This is a genomic window from Glutamicibacter sp. NPDC055354 (genome assembly GCF_053644955.1).
Genome location: NZ_JBSHMB010000003.1, coordinates 197,109 through 213,173 on the forward strand (window position 1 = coordinate 197,109; position 16,065 = coordinate 213,173).

Genomic DNA, 16,065 nt, shown 5'->3' on the forward strand with positions numbered 1-16,065 from the left:
CTTAGCTGTAGAGATCCGGCTTGCTGTTCAGCTTGACTGCCACCTTTTCGCCGGTGCGCTGGGCTTCGACTCCCGCCTCGCAGCAGGCCGCGGTGGCGTAGCCGTCCCAGGCGCTGGGCCCGCCCAATTCGCCTCGCAGCGCGGCGTCCACCCATGACTGGATTTCGGTATCGTAGGCGGCGCCGAAACGCTCCTCGAAGCCCGGGGTGACCTTGCCGCCCCACTGCCCGGCGGTACGCACATACGGTCCAGCGTCATTGCCGATGGACACGATGCCCTCCTCGAAGGAAGCCTGGGTCGCCACCTCGTAGCCGAACTTCGCGTTGACGTAGATCTCCACGTCGGCGAGCACTCCGGTCGAGGTTTCCAGCAGCACGTGCTGGGGGTCGTGCTGGCCGTTGGGAGCATTGCGGGTGGCCTTGCCCAAGCGCACCTGCACCGAGGTGATCTCGTCACCGGTGAAGTAGCGGATGGCGTCGAATTCGTGGACCACCGAGTCGTTGATCAGCATCTCATTGGTGAAGCCCTCCGGGGTGGAGGGGTTGCGGTGCTGGTGGTGCAGCACCAGCAATTCACCCAGGCTCTCGTCCTCGATCAGCTGGCGCAGCTGCCGGTACTCGGCGTCGAAGCGCCGCATGAAGCCCACTTGGATGCGCTTGCGGCCCAGCTTGGCCTCGGCCTCGACGATCTCCCAGGAGGAAGCGGCATCGGGGGTCAGCGGCTTTTCGCACAGCACCGGAATATCTGCCTCGAGCACCGCCAGCAATGCATCGTGGTGCAGGAAGCCGGGGGTCGCCAGCAGTACCGCGTTGACCTCGCCGCCGGCGAGCGCCGCGGACAGGTCGGCGTAGCCCTTGGCACCCGGGATCCCGTCGATGGCCGCAGCGACCCGGTCGGTGTCGATATCGACAACGGCCGCGACTTCGGCTCCGGAAATACGGTGGTGGATCCGCTGTATGTGGTCGGCGCCCATGCGCCCGGCTCCAACGACGGCGACGCGCAGGTTATCTGGCACGATATGTCCTTTCAAGAATTCTTGGCTAGGTGGGGATTTCTTAGACGCGGCTGCGCGAGCCGCAGCTGAGCAGGTAGTCGCGGGTGCGGGTGGCGATGGGCAGCGGCACCGAGAAGTCGGCCACCGGGTACATGTCCTGTTCGACAATTCCGAAAATCGGACGGCCCAGCTTCTCCACTTCCTTCAAGACCTCGTTGAGGTCAGGCAACCCGGAAGGCGGTTCGCACATCACCCCGGCCAAGTTGGCCGCGGCCCAGGTCATGTCCTGTTCGCGGACCGTGGCCAGGATGTCCGGGTTGATCTGCTTCAGGTGCAGGTACCCGATGCGTTCCGGGAAGCGGCGGATCAAATCCACGCTGGAAGCTCCACCGTATTCGGCATGTCCGGTATCCAGGCACAGGGTGGTGAATTGCGGGTCGGTGAGCTCAAGGAACTTCTCGATGTCGCCCTGGCCGCAGACATGGGAGTCGGCATGGGAATGGAACTGCTGCTTGAGGCCGAATTCCTCCTGCAGGATCCTTCCCAGCCGGTCATGGCCCTTGGCCAGCGAATCCCAGGCCGAACCGTCCAGGGTGCCCGATTCGATGGCCTGGCCGGTGACGTCGTCGCGCCACATGGCAGGGATCACCACAATATGCTCGCCTCCCATGGCGGCGGTCAGCTCGGCCACCTTGCGGGCTGGCTCCCAGGCTTCTTCCCAGGCGCTGGCGCTGCCGTCGATGCCGCGGTGGAAGGCGGTGAAGACGGTGCCGGCGCAGACGTTCAGGTCGCGGGCGGCCAGCTCGTCGGCCAGCTGCGCGGGGTCGGTGGGCAGGTACCCGTAGGGACCCAGTTCGATGGTCTTGTAGCCGGCTTCAGCCACTTCGTCGAGGAAGCGCTGCCAGGGTGTCTGCTGGGGATCATCGGCAAACCAGACTCCCCAGGAGTCGGGGGCAGTCCCGATGGTGATGTTCTGTGCCATGGTGCGTACCTTATCTTCTGTTCAAGGTGCCTAGTTGGAGGGGAAGTTGAAGGTGGCGGCCGTGCCCTGGGCCGGCTCCGGCCAGCGCTGCGTGATGGCCTTGCCCCGGGTGTAGAAGCGCACGCCGTCCGGGCCGTAGATGTGGTGCTCGCCGAACAGCGAGTCCTTCCAGCCTCCGAAGGAGTGCCAGGCAACCGGCACCGGCAGCGGCACGTTGACCCCGACCATGCCTACCTGGATGCGGCGGGTGTAGGTGCGGGCGTGGGCGCCAGAGGAGGTGAAGATGGCCGTGCCGTTGCCGTAGGGGTTCGCGTTGACCACTTCGATGGCTTCTTCCAGGCTGTCTACGCGCAGCACCACCAGTACCGGGCCGAAGATCTCCTCGGTGTAGGCGCTCATCTCGCGGCTGACCTTGTCGATGATGGTCGGGCCGACAAAGAACCCGTTCTCGTGGTCCTTGACCACCAGGTCGCGTCCGTCGATGACCAGCGCGGCGCCAGCTTCCTGCGCCTCGCCAACGATCTTCTGCAGGCGGGACTTCGAGGCCGGGGTGATCACCGGTCCCATATCCGCCGTCTCATCGAAGCCGTTCGAGACGTTGACGTTGCGGGCATGCTCGGCGAGCTTGTCCACCAGGCCATCGGCGGCATCGCCCACGGCGACGGCCACGGAGATGGCCATGCAGCGCTGGCCCGCGGAGCCGAAAGCGGCGGCGTTGATGTGGTCGGCGGCCAAGTCCATATCGGCATCGGGCATGATCACCGCGTGGTTCTTCGCTCCGCCCAGGGCCTGCACGCGTTTGCCGTGCTTGGTGGCGGTTTCGTGCACGTACTTGGCGATCGGAGTGGAACCGACAAAGGAGATGCCATCCACATCCGGGTGGGTGAGCAGCCCGTCCACGGTTTCCTTGCCGCCGTGCAGCACCTGGAAAACGCCGTCGGGCAGGCCGGCTTCCTTGAACAGCTCGGCGATCAGCAAGGCGGCCGAAGGGTCGCGCTCGGAAGGCTTGAGGATGAAGGCGTTGCCGGTGGCAATGGCCACCGGGGCCATCCACAGCGGCACCATCACCGGGAAGTTGAACGGGGTGATGCCGGCGACCACGCCCAGCGGCTGGCGGAAGGAGAACACGTCGATGCCGGTGGAGACCTGGTCGGAGTATTCGCCCTTCAGCGACTGGGAGATGCCGCAGGCATACTCCACCACTTCGATGCCGCGGCTGATCTCGCCGGCGGCGTCGGAGAGGACCTTGCCGTGCTCGGAGGTGACGATGCGGGCCAGCTCGCCGGTGTGCTCGGTGAGCAGCTGCTGGAAGCGGAAGAGGATCTTGCTGCGTTTGGCGATCGATACTTCGCCCCAGGTTTCGGAGGCGGCCTTGGCCACGGCCACAGCCTGCTGCAGGTCCTCGCCGCTGGCCAGGTGCAGCTGGCCGGTGATTTCTCCGGTTGCCGGGTTGTAGACCGGCTGGGTGGCGGTGCCGGTGCCGGCGCTGGGCTTGCCGTTGATGTAGTGCAGGATTTCGGTGACTTCGGTAGCGGTAGCAGTCATGGGTTCACGTCTTTCGGTATTCGAGTTGGTCTGGTGCGGTGCGCCTAGCCCAGCAGGGGCTTCTGGCGGGATTTGTGCTCGGCGTAGGTCTTGCGGGCCTGGGTGGTGGAGTCCAGCTCGGCGACCTCGCTGACCGGCACATCCCACCAGGACTCGCTGGAGGGAGCATCGGCGTAGAGGTCGGATTCGATGTGGATCAGGATCGGTCCCGAACCCTCGGGCGCGGCCTTGGCCTGGGCGATGGCCGCCGAGAGCTCATCGATGGCTTGGGGCCCGGGCTCGATCCGGATGACCTTCACGCCCAGCGACTCGGCGTTGGCAGCCAGGTCCACTGGCAAGGTCGCACCATCATCGAAGCTGTGGCGCTGGGCATCGAGCGTGCGGTACTTGGTGCCGAAACGCTGGGAGCCCAGTGATTCGGACAGGGCTCCGATGGAGGCGTAGCCATGGTTCTGTATCAGCACGGTGATCAGCTTCAGGCCTTCGGCCACGGCGGTGACCAGCTCAGTGTGCATCATCAGGTAGGAGCCGTCACCCACCATCACCACGACGTCGCGGGACTCTTCGGAGCCTCGCGCGGTTTCAGCAAGGGCGGCGCGCTTGATGCCCAGCCCGCCGGCGATCTCGTATCCCATGCAGGAGAAGCCGTATTCCACGTGGTAGCCGAACGGGTCGGAGACCCGCCACATCTTGTGCAGGTCCCCGGGCAGCGAGCCGGCGGCGCAGACCACCACATCGCGCGGATCCATGGCCTGGTTCACCGCTCCGATGATGGCGTTCTGGCTGACCAGCGGGCTCAGCCGCTCGGCGAAGGCCGCATCAACGGTCGCGTCCCAGCGCTGCTTCTCGGTGGCGGCCTGGACTTCCAGGGCCCCCTCGACCCGGTATCCGGTCAGCGCCTCGCGCAGCGCGATCAGCGCTTTGCGGGCATCGGCGACCACCGGCAGCACGGTGCCGTGCTTGTAGGCGTCCATCGCGGCGACGTTGATGTTCACGAACTTCACGTCCGGGTTCTGGAATGCGGTGCGGCTGGCGGTGGTGAAGTCCTCATAGCGGGTGCCGATGCCGATGACCAGATCCGCCTGCTCGGCCAGCGCATTGGCCGCGGTGGTGCCCGTGGAGCCAATGGCGCCCAGGGAGTACTTGGAATCCCACGGCAGCACGCCCACCCCGGCCTGGGTATTGCCCACGGGAATGCCGGTGGCTTCGCAGAAGGCGGCCAGCTCCTCGGTGGCGTAGGCATACAGCACGCCGCCGCCTGCGACGATCAATGGGCGCTTGGCTTTGCGGATCATCGCCGCGGCGGCCGCGATGTCCTCGGATTCCGGTGCCGGGCGGCGGATCTTCCACTCGCGCTCGGCAAAGAGCTCTTCCGGGAAGTCGAAGGCCTCGGCCTGCACGTCCTGCGGCAAGGAGATGGTCACCGCTCCGGTTTCGGCGGGGTCGGTGAGCACCCGCAACCCGTGGTGCAAGGCACTGGCCAGCTGTTCGGGTCGCGTGACCCGGTCGAAGTACTTGGACAGCGGGCGGAAGGCGTCGTTGACGGTGATGTCGTAGCCGTGCGGCATTTCCAGCTGCTGGAGCACCGGGTCCGCGGCGCGGGTGGCGAAGGTGTCCGAAGGCAGCAGCAGCACCGGCAGGCGGTTGGCGGTGGCCAGCGCCGCACCGGTGAGCAAGTTGGAGGACCCGGGGCCGATGGAGGTGGAGACCGCGTAGGTGGCGCGCCGGCGGGTGTGCCGCGCGTAGGCGACGGCCTGGTGCGACTGGGCCTGCTCATTGCGGCCCTGGTAGTACGGCATGAGGCTCGGGTCCTTGGCCTGCCACTGCTTCAGCGCCTGGCCCACCCCGGCAACATTCCCGTGGCCGAAAATCCCGAACATGCCCGGAATCAGCCGTTCGCGGTAGTGCGTGCCGCCGATGGAATCCACCGTGTACTGGCGGCCCAGGAATTCCACGACCGCCTGGGCAACGGTCATTGTGCGTGTAGTCATCGAGCTTCGTCCTTCTCAGCTGCGTACGGTTGCGGTGGTGTCCAGTAGCGATGCGGCGGTTGCCACGGCGGCGGCCACATCCCCGTCCTCGGGATACAGCAGGGTCCGGCCTACGGTCAGCCCCTGCACCGAAGGCAGGGCCAGCGCCGCCTGCCACGAGGCGAAGACCTCGTCGGGACTGCCCGATGGATCCCCGCCGAGCAGGACCGTGGGCAGGGTGGTCGCGGCCATGACCCGTTCCATCTCTTGGACCACGGGAATCTTCAGCCAGGTGTAGGCGCTGGTTTCGCCCAGTCCCGAGGCGATGCCCATGGACTTGATCACTGCCTCCGGGCGCAGGTCGTTGACTACCTTGCCCTCGGCCCGCTTGGAGATGAACGGCTCGACCATCGCCACCAGCTGGTGCCGGGCCAGATCCGACACGGCGTCGGCGGTAGCGGCCAGGGTTTTCACGGTGTCCGGATCCTCGTAGCTGATCCGGGTGAGCATCTTGCCGCCGTCGGCGCCCAGGGCAGCCAGGGCGGCCGCGCTGTGCCCGGTAAAGCGGTCGTCGATCTCGTTGACCAAGCCGGTGAGCCCGCCGCGGTTCATCGATCCGAAGACCAGCTTGCCTTCCAGCGCGCCCAGCAGCAGCAGGTCATCGAGGATATCGGGCGAGGCCAGCACCCCGTCGCAGGCGGGGTTCTGCAAGGCGATCTGCAGCCGGTCCAGCAGCTGGCGGCGGTCGGCCATGGCCGTGGCGCGCTTGCCCACGGACAGGGCGCCGCGGGCCGGGTGGTCGGCGGCGATGATGAAGTTCTGCCGTCCCAGCACCGGGCCGGCGTGCTTCCGGCGCAGCGAAGCGGCGCGCTGCACCGAGGCCGGGTCTTCCAGCCGCTGGCGGGTGATGGATTCGTAGCGGCGCGGGTCTTCCCGGTCCACTGGCAGCTCTGATGCCTGTTTCATTTCTAGACCAGGTCTTTCTGGGAGTCGGGGACGGTGCGGCCGCGCTCGGCCAGCAGGGCATTGACTTCTTCCGGGTCCGGCATGGCGTCGGAGCAGGCAACCTTCGAGGCCACAATGGCTCCGGCGGCATTGGCGTAGTCAAGCACCTGTTCCAGCGGCCAGCCGGAGAGCAGTCCGTGGCAGAAGGCGCCGCCGAAGGAATCTCCGGCACCCAGTCCGTTAGCGGTCTGCACCGGGACCGGCGCGGAAACCACGCGCTCGGTGCGGGTTTTGGCCATGACCCCTTCGGGGCCGAGCTTGACCACGGCAATCTGCACTCCGGCCTCCAGCAGGCGGTCGGCCTGCTCATCCGGGGTGCCTTCGCCGACGGCTACCGAGCATTCGGTGTCGTTGCCGATGGCCACGGTGGCCGATGGCAGGGCACGCGCTACCTGTTCGCGGGCCTGTTCCACGGAGTCCCAGAACATCGGGCGGTAGTCCAAATCCAGAATGGTGAACTGCCCCTGGGCCAGGGAATCTGCTGGGCGGGCGGCATAGGCCGCCAATTGCGCGGTGCGCGAAGGCTCGCGGCTCAAGCCGGTGACGGTGCTCCAGAAGATCCTGGAGTCCTTGACGGCTTGGAGGTCGATGTCGCTGCTGTCGATGTTCCAGTCCGGCGCCATCGGGAAGCGTCCGTAGAAGTACAGCGGGAAGTCGTCCGGCGGCATGATGGCGCAGAAGGTGACTGGCGTCTGCAACGTGGCGTCGCGGGCTACCTGGGTGCGGTCCACGCCGAAGCGGTCCAATTCGCGTTCCAGGAATGTGCCGAAGTCGTCGTCGCCGATTTTGGTGATCACACCGGCTGCTCGGCCGTGCCGGGCTGCCGCCACGGCGACGTTGGTGGCGGAGCCGCCGAGGTACTTGCTGAATGTGTTCACATCCGCGAGGGAAACGCCGATGTCATTCGGATACACATCGACGCTGATGCGTCCGAGGGTGAGTACGTCGTAAGTCACGCAGATCGACGTCCTTTCGAGTCAGAAGTTCAGGGATCGGCCAACTGCCGAAGATGTGAACGGTGCCACAAGAAATACTTTGCACCATGAATTCGGCACTGTCAAAGGTTTGTACTGACATATTTACAACATGAGTAACATTGTGTGGACAAATCCGCGGAATTCCGGGGTATTCCATCTGTTTCGGACGTTGAAAATAAAAAAATTTCCACATGCCATGTCTTGGCTTCATGGCGTGGCCCGCGAAGTTCGACGAGCAGAATCCACCCCCGCACGGCCGTGCGCTCGAGCAAAACGCTAGGCTCTTAACGAGAACAACCGACACCCCAGGAGGAACTGTGGCCGCAGAACGCCGTCGAGCGACCATCTACGACGTTGCCCAGGCCGCAGGTGTTTCCAAGTCGCTGGTGTCCCTGGTGCTGCGCGGCTCCCCCAGCGTCTCGGAAGCACGTCGCGCGGCAGTACTGGCCGCCATCAAGGAACTGGATTACCGTCCCAGCCAGGCCGCCACAGCACTTGCCGGCGGCACGAGCCAGACGGTCGGCGTGGTCATCGACGACTACACCAACGTCTGGTTCGTGGAACTTCTTCGCGGGCTCCAAGAAGGACTGGCCAGCGCAGGATTGCGCATCGCAGTTTCCGACCGGGCGCTCAACGCCCACGTCGGGTCGGACCCGCTCGATGGATTCCTCAGCACCCGGGTAGAGGCTTTGGTACTGGCCACCGAACCGACTCCTGCCATGCGCTTTTCCGCGCAGGTTCCGGTCATTGTGGCCGGCAATCGCGCCACCCAGGTTCGCGGCGCGGACATTTCTTCCAGTGACGACAGGCTCGGGGCACGCCAAGCCATCGAGTACCTGGTTTCGCTGGGCCACCGGAATATTGGCCACATCGCCGGTGGCGGCGGAGCCTCGATGCTGCGCCTGGCCGGGTACCAGGAGGCAATGAAGGCCGCGGGACTCGAAGAGCGCATCGTTTCGGTCAGCGAACTGACCACCGAAGACACCGGCTACCAGTGCGCACGGCAGCTTTTGGGCGAAGCCCCGGAAACAACGGCCATCTTGGCCGGCAACGACTCAATGGCCATGGGAGCCATGGCAGCCGCCCGGGAAGCCGGCCTGTCGACACCTGGGGATTTGTCAATCATCGGCTATGACAACTCGCCGCTATCCGGCACCCACCTGCTGCGCCTGACAACCGTGGATAGCCGCAACCACGAGCTTGGATTGCACGTGGCCCAGCAGGTGCTCTCCCGGCTCGCCAATCCCGAACGCGAAGCCCAGCGCGTGCTGATGGAGCCACTGCTCATCGAGCGCGGCACCTGCGCGGCACCACGCCGGCCCTGATTCCTTCCGCTTCCAAACCTTCTCCTGCAGACCCCTTGACCGCGATCTGAAATAGGTTCTAGACTCTTTTGGAGCGCTCCAAAATATTCCATGAACAGCTTTCATCCAGGAGAATTCCATGACAAAAACCATCGGCATTGCCGTCATTGGCGCCGGCATGGCCGGGCTGTCCCACATCGCTGGGTACCGCACAGCACCCACCCTCTACAGCTCCGACTTGCCGCCGCTTCGCTATGTTGCCGTGGCTGATGTGAACACCGAGCTCGCGGCCAAGGTCGCCAAGCGCTACGGCTACGAAAAGGCGCTCGGCTCCTGGCAAGAGGTGGCCGCAGATCCAGATATCGACGTGGTCTCGGTAGTTATTGCCAACCGTTTCCACCGTGAAGCCGTCGAGGGCCTGCTGGCTGCCGGCAAGCACGTTTTGTGCGAAAAGCCGCTGGCTGACACCCTTCAAGAAGCTGAAGCGATGGCCACCGCGGCCCGCAACGCCGACTCCGTGGCCCGCGTTGGCTTCACCTTCCGCCGCACCCCGGGCATCGCCACGATCCAGAACCTGATCGCCGATGGCACCCTGGGCAAGGTGCTGCATTTCTCCGGACGCTACTGGACCGACTACGGCCACAACCCGCAGGCCCCGATGAGCTGGCGCTTCAAGGGCCAGCCAGGCTCGGGCGCACTGGCCGATGTGGGAAGCCACCTGGCCTACGTTGCCGAATTCCTGGCCGGCGAGATTCTTTCGGTCAGCGGCGGCCAGCTGAGCACCAGCATCACCGAACGCTTCCTGCCAGCCGGCGCCGTCACCGGCCACGATCTCGTGGAACTGAGCGACACGTCCGAGCCGGTAGAAAACGACGACTACGCGGCGTTCAACGTACAGTTAGCCGGGGCCGCAGGCAGCCTGGAAGTTTCCCGCGTGGCAGCCGGCCACCCCAATACGCTGACCTTCGAGGTCTTTTGCGAGAAGGGCGCCGCACGCTTCAGCCAGCTGCGTCCAGCGGAAATCGAAATCATGCTCACCGAGGGGCCTTCGGCAACCAATGGCTACCGCACGGTGAATCTCGGCTCGGAACACGCCTACCTCAGTGGCGGACTGCCCATGGATGCGCCAGGTGTCGGCTTCGGCCAGAATGATGCCTTCGGCTACCAGGCGCGCGCCTTCCTCGACGAGGTCTGCGGCCTGGGCAATGCACTTCCCATCAACGCAACATTCGACGAGGGCGTGCACAATATGCAGGTCCTCCAGGCGGTCGTGCAGTCCGCTGCCAATGACGGAAAGAAGGTTTCACTGTGAAACTCGGAGTCTACAACGCAATCCTCCACAACCGCCCGCTGGCCGAAGCCCTGGAGGTCATTGCCGCCCAGGGACTGACCGGCATCGAGTTGAATACCGGTGGCTTCTTGCCCCCAGTGCACGTGCCGAACATCGATGAAATCCTGGAATCGGACATCGCTCGCGATGCTTTCCTCGCCCAATTCGAAGGCACCGGCGTGGAAATCTATGGGCTGAACTGCAACGGCAACCCGTTGCACCCCAATCGCGAAATCGGCCAGAAGCACGCCGAGGACATTCGCCGCTCCATCAAGCTGGCCGCGCGCCTAGGCCAGACCCGCGTGGTCACCATGTCCGGTCTGCCCGCTGGAGACCCCAATGCTTCGACCCCGAATTGGGTAGTCAATGCCTGGAATTCGGCAGCTCTGGACCAGCTGGACTATCAATTCGGGATTGCCGCGGAATTCTGGAAAGAAATCGATGAGCTGGCTGTCGAACACGGAGTCAAGGTCGCTCTGGAGCTGCACCCGCAGAACCTGGTCTTCAACCCTGCAAGCTTTCGAGAGCTGTTGAAGCGGGCCGGTACCAGCAACATCGGAGTTGAACTGGATGCTTCGCACCTCTTCTGGCAGCAGATGGATCCGGTGGCCGTTGTCCGCGACCTGGGCCCATGGGTCTTCCACGCAGCAGCCAAGGATGTGCGCGTCAATCCGAATGCGGCCATCCAGGGCGTATTGGATAACAGCTTCCGCAAACTGGGCGAAGACGAACCACGCACCAACCTCGGCGGGGATGAATGGGCGAACGAGTGGCCGAAGAATTCAGCCTGGGACTTCGTGGCTTTGGGCAAGGGACATGGCGCCGCATTCTGGACCGAGTTCTTGCGCGCATTGCACGAGGTGGATCCGGAAATGATGGTGAACATCGAACACGAGGACACCGAGCTAGGTGCCGTTGAGGGCCTGGAAGTCGCCGCCAAGGTACTCATTGAGGCCGACGCAGCCCTGCAAGCTTCATTGGCCGCAACCTCCTAGGATCCTCCCGCTGGCGTGCAGAAGCCCGGAATTCACCGTGTGAATTCCGGGCTTCTGGCGCATGCCGTTTTCGAAGTACTCGATGCACCTAGACGGTGCGGACAACTGCTTCGTAGTCGAAGCGTGCTTTTGGCGAGCCGATCTCGCTCTCGGCTGGCTGGCCGATATTCACGACCAGGAAGCTCTTCTGCTCGCCTTCCGGGAAGAACGATGCGTCGATGGCGGAGAAGTCCGCGCCGGTCATTGGACCTACCGCGAAGCCCAAGCTGCGCGCGGCGAGCATGAAGTAGCCTGCCTGCAGGTGTGCGTTGTTGTTGCCGGTGGATGCGGTGAAGTCCGCATCAGCATCGTACATGGCCTTGGGCGCGTTGTAGCCGGGCAGGAAGTTGTCCCACTGTTCGTGCCATGCCGTGTCATAGCTGAGGATCGCTACCAGCGGAGCTGCTGCGGTCTTGGCTTTATTGCCGTTGGAGAGCGCGTCGACCAGGGTGGCGCGGGCTTCGTCCGACCGCACGTAGGTGACGCGCAGCGGCTGGGAATTGAACGCGGTTGGACCGAACTTGGCCAGTTCGTAGATTTCCTGGGCCTGCTCCTCGGTAACCTCTCCGGTGAACGCGTTAGCGGTGCGTGCCTCGCCAAAAATGGCGTTGAGCGTTGCTGTGTCGGCCTGGATTTCCTGGGATGCAACTGTCATTGATTGCCTTTCAGATCTGTCCGAGGCCACTGGTTCGGGCCATTGCCGGATACGGTTTTCCTCTATCAATGCCCAACGAGGATCGGCTGCGCCTCATTCCGGCAAACCACGTGTTCTCTGCCACACGCAGACCGGGGCCCACTGGAGCTCGGCTGTGTTGCCAGCAATGCCCGCCGCACGCAGGCCTAGGGTCCGGCAGGGATTCGCGAGTTTGCAGAATCGTCCCAGCGGCGATGAAGCCTGGCGCACCCGATTGCGCACAGTGCGATGATTGCGCCGAAGCAGGTCACTGCCATCGATTCGCCGCTGATCTGCCCTACCCAGCCCAGCCCCAGCGCCCCAAGTGCGGTCAGGGCGTAGCCCAGTACCCAGAAGGCGGAGCTGGCGCTGCCTCGATGCCGCAGCTCGATGCGCCGCAGTACGATGCCCAGTCCCACCGGGAACAGCGCACCATGGCTCAGTCCAGCAACCACTAGGCCAACCAGGTACACCGTGACCGCCAGGCCCCCGCCCAACCTCGGGGCAATAGCTATCAGCACCGCGCCCACCGCCAGCCCGGCATAGCCCAGCTGCACTTTTTCGCTGACCAGCTTCCCGCCCGCTTTCTGTCCCACGGCAGTGGCGGCGAAAATCAGCGAACCGATGAGCCCCAGCAGGCGCAGGTCGGTAATCCCAAAGGCACGGACCACCAGGATGGACGTCATGGCTGTACAGCCGCCCATGACCGCAAAACCCAGGGTCATCAGTCCGCCCACGCAGAAGTCCCGTCGTGCCAAACGCGGCACCAGCGGAAGGCTGAGTTTCCACCCGCCCCGGCGGTGCGCAACACTGTCGGGGATCATGGTCAGCAGCACGATGCACAGGCCCGAAAGCACCGCGTGCACGCTGAAAGCGATCATGGGGGTAGCCGGGAAGAAGAAAGTCAGAAATGCCGCCAAGGCCGGACCGCTGCCTAGTCCCGCCATATTCGCCAGGCTGGAAATGGCGGCACCGCGTCCGGAGTTGGAGACCAGATCCGCCAAATAGGCTGTGGCCGTTCCGGTGACCAAGCCGGCGCACACCCCGGACAGGGCCCGGGCAATGAACAGCATGGGCGCGTCGGTGGCCACGGCATAAAGCATCCCGCTGGCGGCCGAGGAGAGCAACCCGAGAATCATGACGGGCTTGCGGCCAATGGCGTCAGAGAGGGAACCGAAGATGCACAGCACCGTGAGCACCACAAGCGCGTATATCGCAAAAAGCTGGGTCGAGGCGGCGGTGCTCAGGCCGTATTCATCCTGGAGCATTGGATACAGCGCGGTTGGCATGGTGGTACCGCACATGGCGACCGCGTAGGTTCCCAAAACGACTGCTAGCGGCCAGCCACGGGTCTGCGGCGGCTTCTCTGGCAGGACCATGCCGGAACCTCGCTCTCGTGTTGAATAACAACCTGAGCCTAGATAAGACCTAATGTCCTGTCAATGTTTATTGCTGTTGATTGAACCTCGCCAAATCAGCAGCCCCGATCAGGCCTGCCACCGGACCCAATTCGGCTTGGCTGATCTTCGCAAAGGGACGGTAGCCCCTGCCGGAGAGGGTGCGGCGGTAAGTCTCCTCCGCGGTGGCCACCAGTTGCATCGACGCCGCGCCCAAGCCGCCGCCGATAACGATGGTCCCCGGATCCAGAACCGAGACCAGATTCGAAATGCCCAACCCGAGCCATTCGCCCATATCCGCAATGAGGTCGGCGCACGCCGGGTCGCCCTCTGCGGCAAGTCGAGTTACCTCCGCCCCGGTAACGGCGTCCGGATCATCGCCCACGGCCTCGCGCAGGCGGAAGGCCACCGGTGATTTGCTGCGCACAAGTTCGGCTCCTTCCCGGCCCAGGGCATTGCCAGAGGCGTACTGCTCCCAGCAACCGCGGTTTCCGCAGGCGCACCGATGGCCGCCGGGAACGATCACCTGGTGCCCGAATTCGCCAGCAATCCCGGACTTGCCACGGTGGATTTGCCCTCCGAGGATGACCGCCCCGCCGATCCCCGTTCCGAGGGTCAGGCACACCATGTCGCTTTCGCCCCGGCCCGCGCCAAAACGATGCTCGGCCCAGCCGGCCGCATCAGCGTCGTTGACCAGGGTCACTTCATGTCCTACCAGCTGCATCAGACGGTCGCGCACCGGTTCATTGCGCCAAGACAGGTGGGGGCTGAACAGCACTTTCTGCCCCTTGCGGTCCATCCATCCCGCGGCTCCAATGCCCACCGGAAGACCTTCGTTGCCCTTCGAGAGCTCACGGATCATCTCAGCCAGGGCACGTTCGGTCCCCGCCACGTCATGGTCAGGTGTCTCGCGGCGGATTTGCCCGAAGGCGTTCCCCTCTTGATCCACAAGGGCTGCAAGGATTTTGGTGCCACCGATGTCAACGCCGATGGAAAGATTTGCTGAACTCACAGTCATCTAGCTTAGACCCTCGCAAAACGCCGATGCTCCCGCTGCCGCGCAGGAGCCCGGGACTGGTCCGGTGCCTGCACGGAACATCCAACGAAGTCCAGCATTTGGGCCAGCCCTGCGCCAGGTGCCCGGAAAACTCGTCCGGCGGTGCTCCCTGGCTGTTCGCGCTGTGAAGTGCAACTGCTCGAGCTCGCGCAAAATGCCCGCAAACCGGAGTTTGCGAGCATTTCGCGCTAGCTGCTACTTCTCGTCATCGAGCAATTCCTCGGCGTCGGGTTCGGATGGGGCCGATTCCTCAGTGCCCTGATGTCTCGGCAGGCCTGGGTACAGGCATCTGGATGGCTCCGGTCTGGATCTGCTCGAATTCATCGGGCGTGACCACCGGAATTTCGTAGCCTTCCTTGTCGATGAGCTTGCCGCCCACGTAGTGGTCGCCATCGAGCAATCCGCAGATCTCCTCGGTCTTGACCATGCGTGGCGGAGCCGCCGAGAAGACCGATGCATCCTTTGTATTCCCGAACTTGAGTTCGTTGAACAGCAGGTTCAGCAGCACGGCCATCACGGCCGCCGAGGAAATCCCGGAATGGAAGATCGTCTCGAACCACGTGGGGAATCCAGCGTAGAAGTCCGGCTTCACAATCGGGATGCAGCCAAAGGCAATCGATGCCGCGACGATCACCAGGTTCATGCCGTCGTACTTCACCTTGGACAGGGTCCGGATCCCGGAAGCGGCGACGGTGCCGAAGAGCACGATGCCTGCGCCGCCGAGCACCGGAGTCGGGATGGCAGCGACCACTCGTCCGAGGATCGGCAGCAGGCCGAGCACGACGAGGATGCCGCCACCGGCCGCGACAACGAAGCGGCTGGTGATTCCCGTGATGGCCACCAGGCCGACATTCTGCGCAAAGGCCGACTGGGTGAAGGTATTGAAAATCGGCGCCACTGCGGAAGAGGCCATGTCGGCACGCAGGCCGTCGGCAATGCGCTTGGAATCCACCTTCGATCCGGCGATCTCGCCCACAGCGAGGATGTCTGCGGTGGTTTCGGTGAGGATCACCAGCACCACGATGGTCATCGAGATGATGCCGCCGATTTCGAAGACCGGCATGCCGAAGGCCAGTGGCTGCGGGAAGGCGAAGATCGCGCCGTGCCCGACCTGCGAGAAATCGGCCATGCCCAGCAGCGCTGCGGCGACGGTGCCCAGCACGATGGCCAGCAGGATCGACATGCGGGAAATCGCCGCATTGCCGACCTTGGACAGCAGCAGGACCACCAGCAGTGTTCCGGCGGCCAGGCCGATGTTGCCCAGCGACCCGTAGTCATCGGCCTTGGCGTCCCCGCCCATGGCCCAGTTGGCCGCGACCGGGGTCAGCGAGATGCCGATCATCGTAATGACCACGCCGGTGACCACCGGCGGGAAGTACCTGACAATGCGGGCGAAGAACGGCGCTATGAGGAAGCCGATCAGCGCTGCGACGAGCACGGCCCCGAAGACCGCCTGGATTCCGCCTCCCCCGTTGACGATGGCCACCATGGTAGCCACGGATGCGAAGGACGTGCCCTGGACCAGCGGCAGCTGCGCCCCGAAGAACGGGATGCCCACGGTTTGCAGGATGGTGGCCAGCCCGCCGACAAACAGGCAGCAGGCGACCAGCAGGCCCACCTCGTCCGGGGCCAAGCCGGCAGCGTTTCCGATGATCAGCGGCGGGGCGATAATGCCGCCGTACATCGTCAGGACATGCTGCAGGCCATAGGCAAAGGACTTCCCCAGAGGGAGCTTCGCGTCCTCGGGACGATTGCCTTTGATAGATTCATCTTGTGTAGCGCTCAAGGCTGACCTCC

At 64.3% G+C, this 16,065-nt stretch carries 13 protein-coding genes; 3 read left to right on the forward strand and 10 right to left on the reverse strand.

Translation table 11 applies throughout. The features are described from left to right. Window position 1: 1 nt before the first annotated feature. From ACWICV_RS14165 to iolC, 6 genes are read right to left on the reverse strand one after another with little or no spacing between them, the layout of a single operon-like run. Window positions 2-1,015: a Gfo/Idh/MocA family protein gene (locus tag ACWICV_RS14165; protein WP_105656544.1), complete on the reverse strand. Its 1,014-nt coding sequence runs from the start codon at window positions 1,013-1,015 to the stop codon at window positions 2-4. Window positions 1,016-1,055: 40 nt separating this feature from the next. Further along, window positions 1,056-1,976, reverse strand: coding sequence for a sugar phosphate isomerase/epimerase family protein (locus ACWICV_RS14170; protein WP_105656545.1), 921 nt, complete (start codon window positions 1,974-1,976; stop codon window positions 1,056-1,058). Window positions 1,977-2,006: 30 nt separating this feature from the next. Further along, the gene (locus tag ACWICV_RS14175; protein WP_105656546.1) at window positions 2,007-3,521 is read right to left on the reverse strand and encodes a CoA-acylating methylmalonate-semialdehyde dehydrogenase; all 1,515 of its coding nucleotides are present in this window, start codon (window positions 3,519-3,521) and stop codon (window positions 2,007-2,009) included. A 44-nt stretch (window positions 3,522-3,565) separates the two neighbouring features. Next, window positions 3,566-5,497, reverse strand: a complete 1,932-nt coding sequence (gene iolD, locus ACWICV_RS14180) for a 3D-(3,5/4)-trihydroxycyclohexane-1,2-dione acylhydrolase (decyclizing) (RefSeq protein ID WP_454091273.1) — start codon at window positions 5,495-5,497, stop codon at window positions 3,566-3,568. 30 nt (window positions 5,498-5,527) lie between these two features. Next, window positions 5,528-6,457: a Cgl0159 family (beta/alpha)8-fold protein gene (locus tag ACWICV_RS14185; protein WP_105656548.1), complete on the reverse strand. Its 930-nt coding sequence runs from the start codon at window positions 6,455-6,457 to the stop codon at window positions 5,528-5,530. Between the two features lie 2 nt (window positions 6,458-6,459). Continuing rightward, window positions 6,460-7,452: a 5-dehydro-2-deoxygluconokinase gene (iolC, locus tag ACWICV_RS14190; protein WP_105656549.1), complete on the reverse strand. Its 993-nt coding sequence runs from the start codon at window positions 7,450-7,452 to the stop codon at window positions 6,460-6,462. Between the two features lie 338 nt (window positions 7,453-7,790). Between iolC and ACWICV_RS14195 the strand changes: the two genes are divergently transcribed. The 3 genes from ACWICV_RS14195 to ACWICV_RS14205 all read left to right on the forward strand — a co-directional run bounded on the left by ACWICV_RS14195 (window position 7,791) and on the right by ACWICV_RS14205 (window position 11,102). Beyond that, a complete protein-coding gene (locus ACWICV_RS14195) occupies window positions 7,791-8,798 on the forward strand; it encodes a LacI family DNA-binding transcriptional regulator (protein ID WP_400289771.1) in 1,008 nt (335 codons plus the stop codon). A gap of 118 nt (window positions 8,799-8,916) precedes the next feature. Continuing rightward, window positions 8,917-10,089 (forward strand): Gfo/Idh/MocA family protein, encoded by a 1,173-nt coding sequence (locus ACWICV_RS14200; protein ID WP_400289770.1) that lies wholly within the window; start codon window positions 8,917-8,919, stop codon window positions 10,087-10,089. Then, complete coding sequence (locus tag ACWICV_RS14205) at window positions 10,086-11,102, forward strand: sugar phosphate isomerase/epimerase family protein (RefSeq protein WP_402471969.1); 1,017 nt, start codon at window positions 10,086-10,088, stop codon at window positions 11,100-11,102. The genes ACWICV_RS14200 and ACWICV_RS14205 overlap by 4 nt, the downstream gene beginning before the upstream one ends. A gap of 88 nt (window positions 11,103-11,190) precedes the next feature. Here ACWICV_RS14205 and ACWICV_RS14210 read toward each other — a convergent pair whose 3' ends face one another. The 4 genes from ACWICV_RS14210 to ACWICV_RS14225 all read right to left on the reverse strand — a co-directional run bounded on the left by ACWICV_RS14210 (window position 11,191) and on the right by ACWICV_RS14225 (window position 16,054). After that, a complete protein-coding gene (locus tag ACWICV_RS14210) occupies window positions 11,191-11,796 on the reverse strand; it encodes a malonic semialdehyde reductase (RefSeq protein ID WP_402471971.1) in 606 nt (201 codons plus the stop codon). A 185-nt stretch (window positions 11,797-11,981) separates the two neighbouring features. Further along, window positions 11,982-13,193 carry an MFS transporter gene (locus ACWICV_RS14215; RefSeq protein WP_454091192.1) on the reverse strand — a complete coding sequence of 404 codons (1,212 nt, stop codon included), beginning with the start codon at window positions 13,191-13,193 and terminating at the stop codon, window positions 11,982-11,984. A gap of 67 nt (window positions 13,194-13,260) precedes the next feature. After that, on the reverse strand, window positions 13,261-14,223 hold the full coding sequence (locus ACWICV_RS14220; protein WP_454091191.1) for an ROK family protein: 963 nt from the start codon (window positions 14,221-14,223) through the stop codon (window positions 13,261-13,263). A gap of 295 nt (window positions 14,224-14,518) precedes the next feature. Next, on the reverse strand, window positions 14,519-16,054 hold the full coding sequence (locus ACWICV_RS14225) for a nucleobase:cation symporter-2 family protein (RefSeq protein WP_454091190.1): 1,536 nt from the start codon (window positions 16,052-16,054) through the stop codon (window positions 14,519-14,521). Window positions 16,055-16,065: the final 11 nt, after the last annotated feature.

What these genes read in the sequence shown, in the direction of transcription:
- ACWICV_RS14215 (WP_454091192.1), bottom strand. Translation starts at nt 13,193, where the DNA reads ATGGTCCTGCCAGAGAAGCCGCCGCAGACCCGTGGCTGGCCGCTAGCA.
- ACWICV_RS14175 (WP_105656546.1), bottom strand. Translation starts at nt 3,521, where the DNA reads ATGACTGCTACCGCTACCGAAGTCACCGAAATCCTGCACTACATCAAC.
- ACWICV_RS14185 (WP_105656548.1), bottom strand. Translation starts at nt 6,457, where the DNA reads ATGAAACAGGCATCAGAGCTGCCAGTGGACCGGGAAGACCCGCGCCGC.
- ACWICV_RS14210 (WP_402471971.1), bottom strand. Translation starts at nt 11,796, where the DNA reads ATGACAGTTGCATCCCAGGAAATCCAGGCCGACACAGCAACGCTCAAC.
- iolD (WP_454091273.1), bottom strand. Translation starts at nt 5,497, where the DNA reads ATGACCGTTGCCCAGGCGGTCGTGGAATTCCTGGGCCGCCAGTACACG.
- ACWICV_RS14200 (WP_400289770.1), top strand. Translation starts at nt 8,917, where the DNA reads ATGACAAAAACCATCGGCATTGCCGTCATTGGCGCCGGCATGGCCGGG.
- ACWICV_RS14170 (WP_105656545.1), bottom strand. Translation starts at nt 1,976, where the DNA reads ATGGCACAGAACATCACCATCGGGACTGCCCCCGACTCCTGGGGAGTC.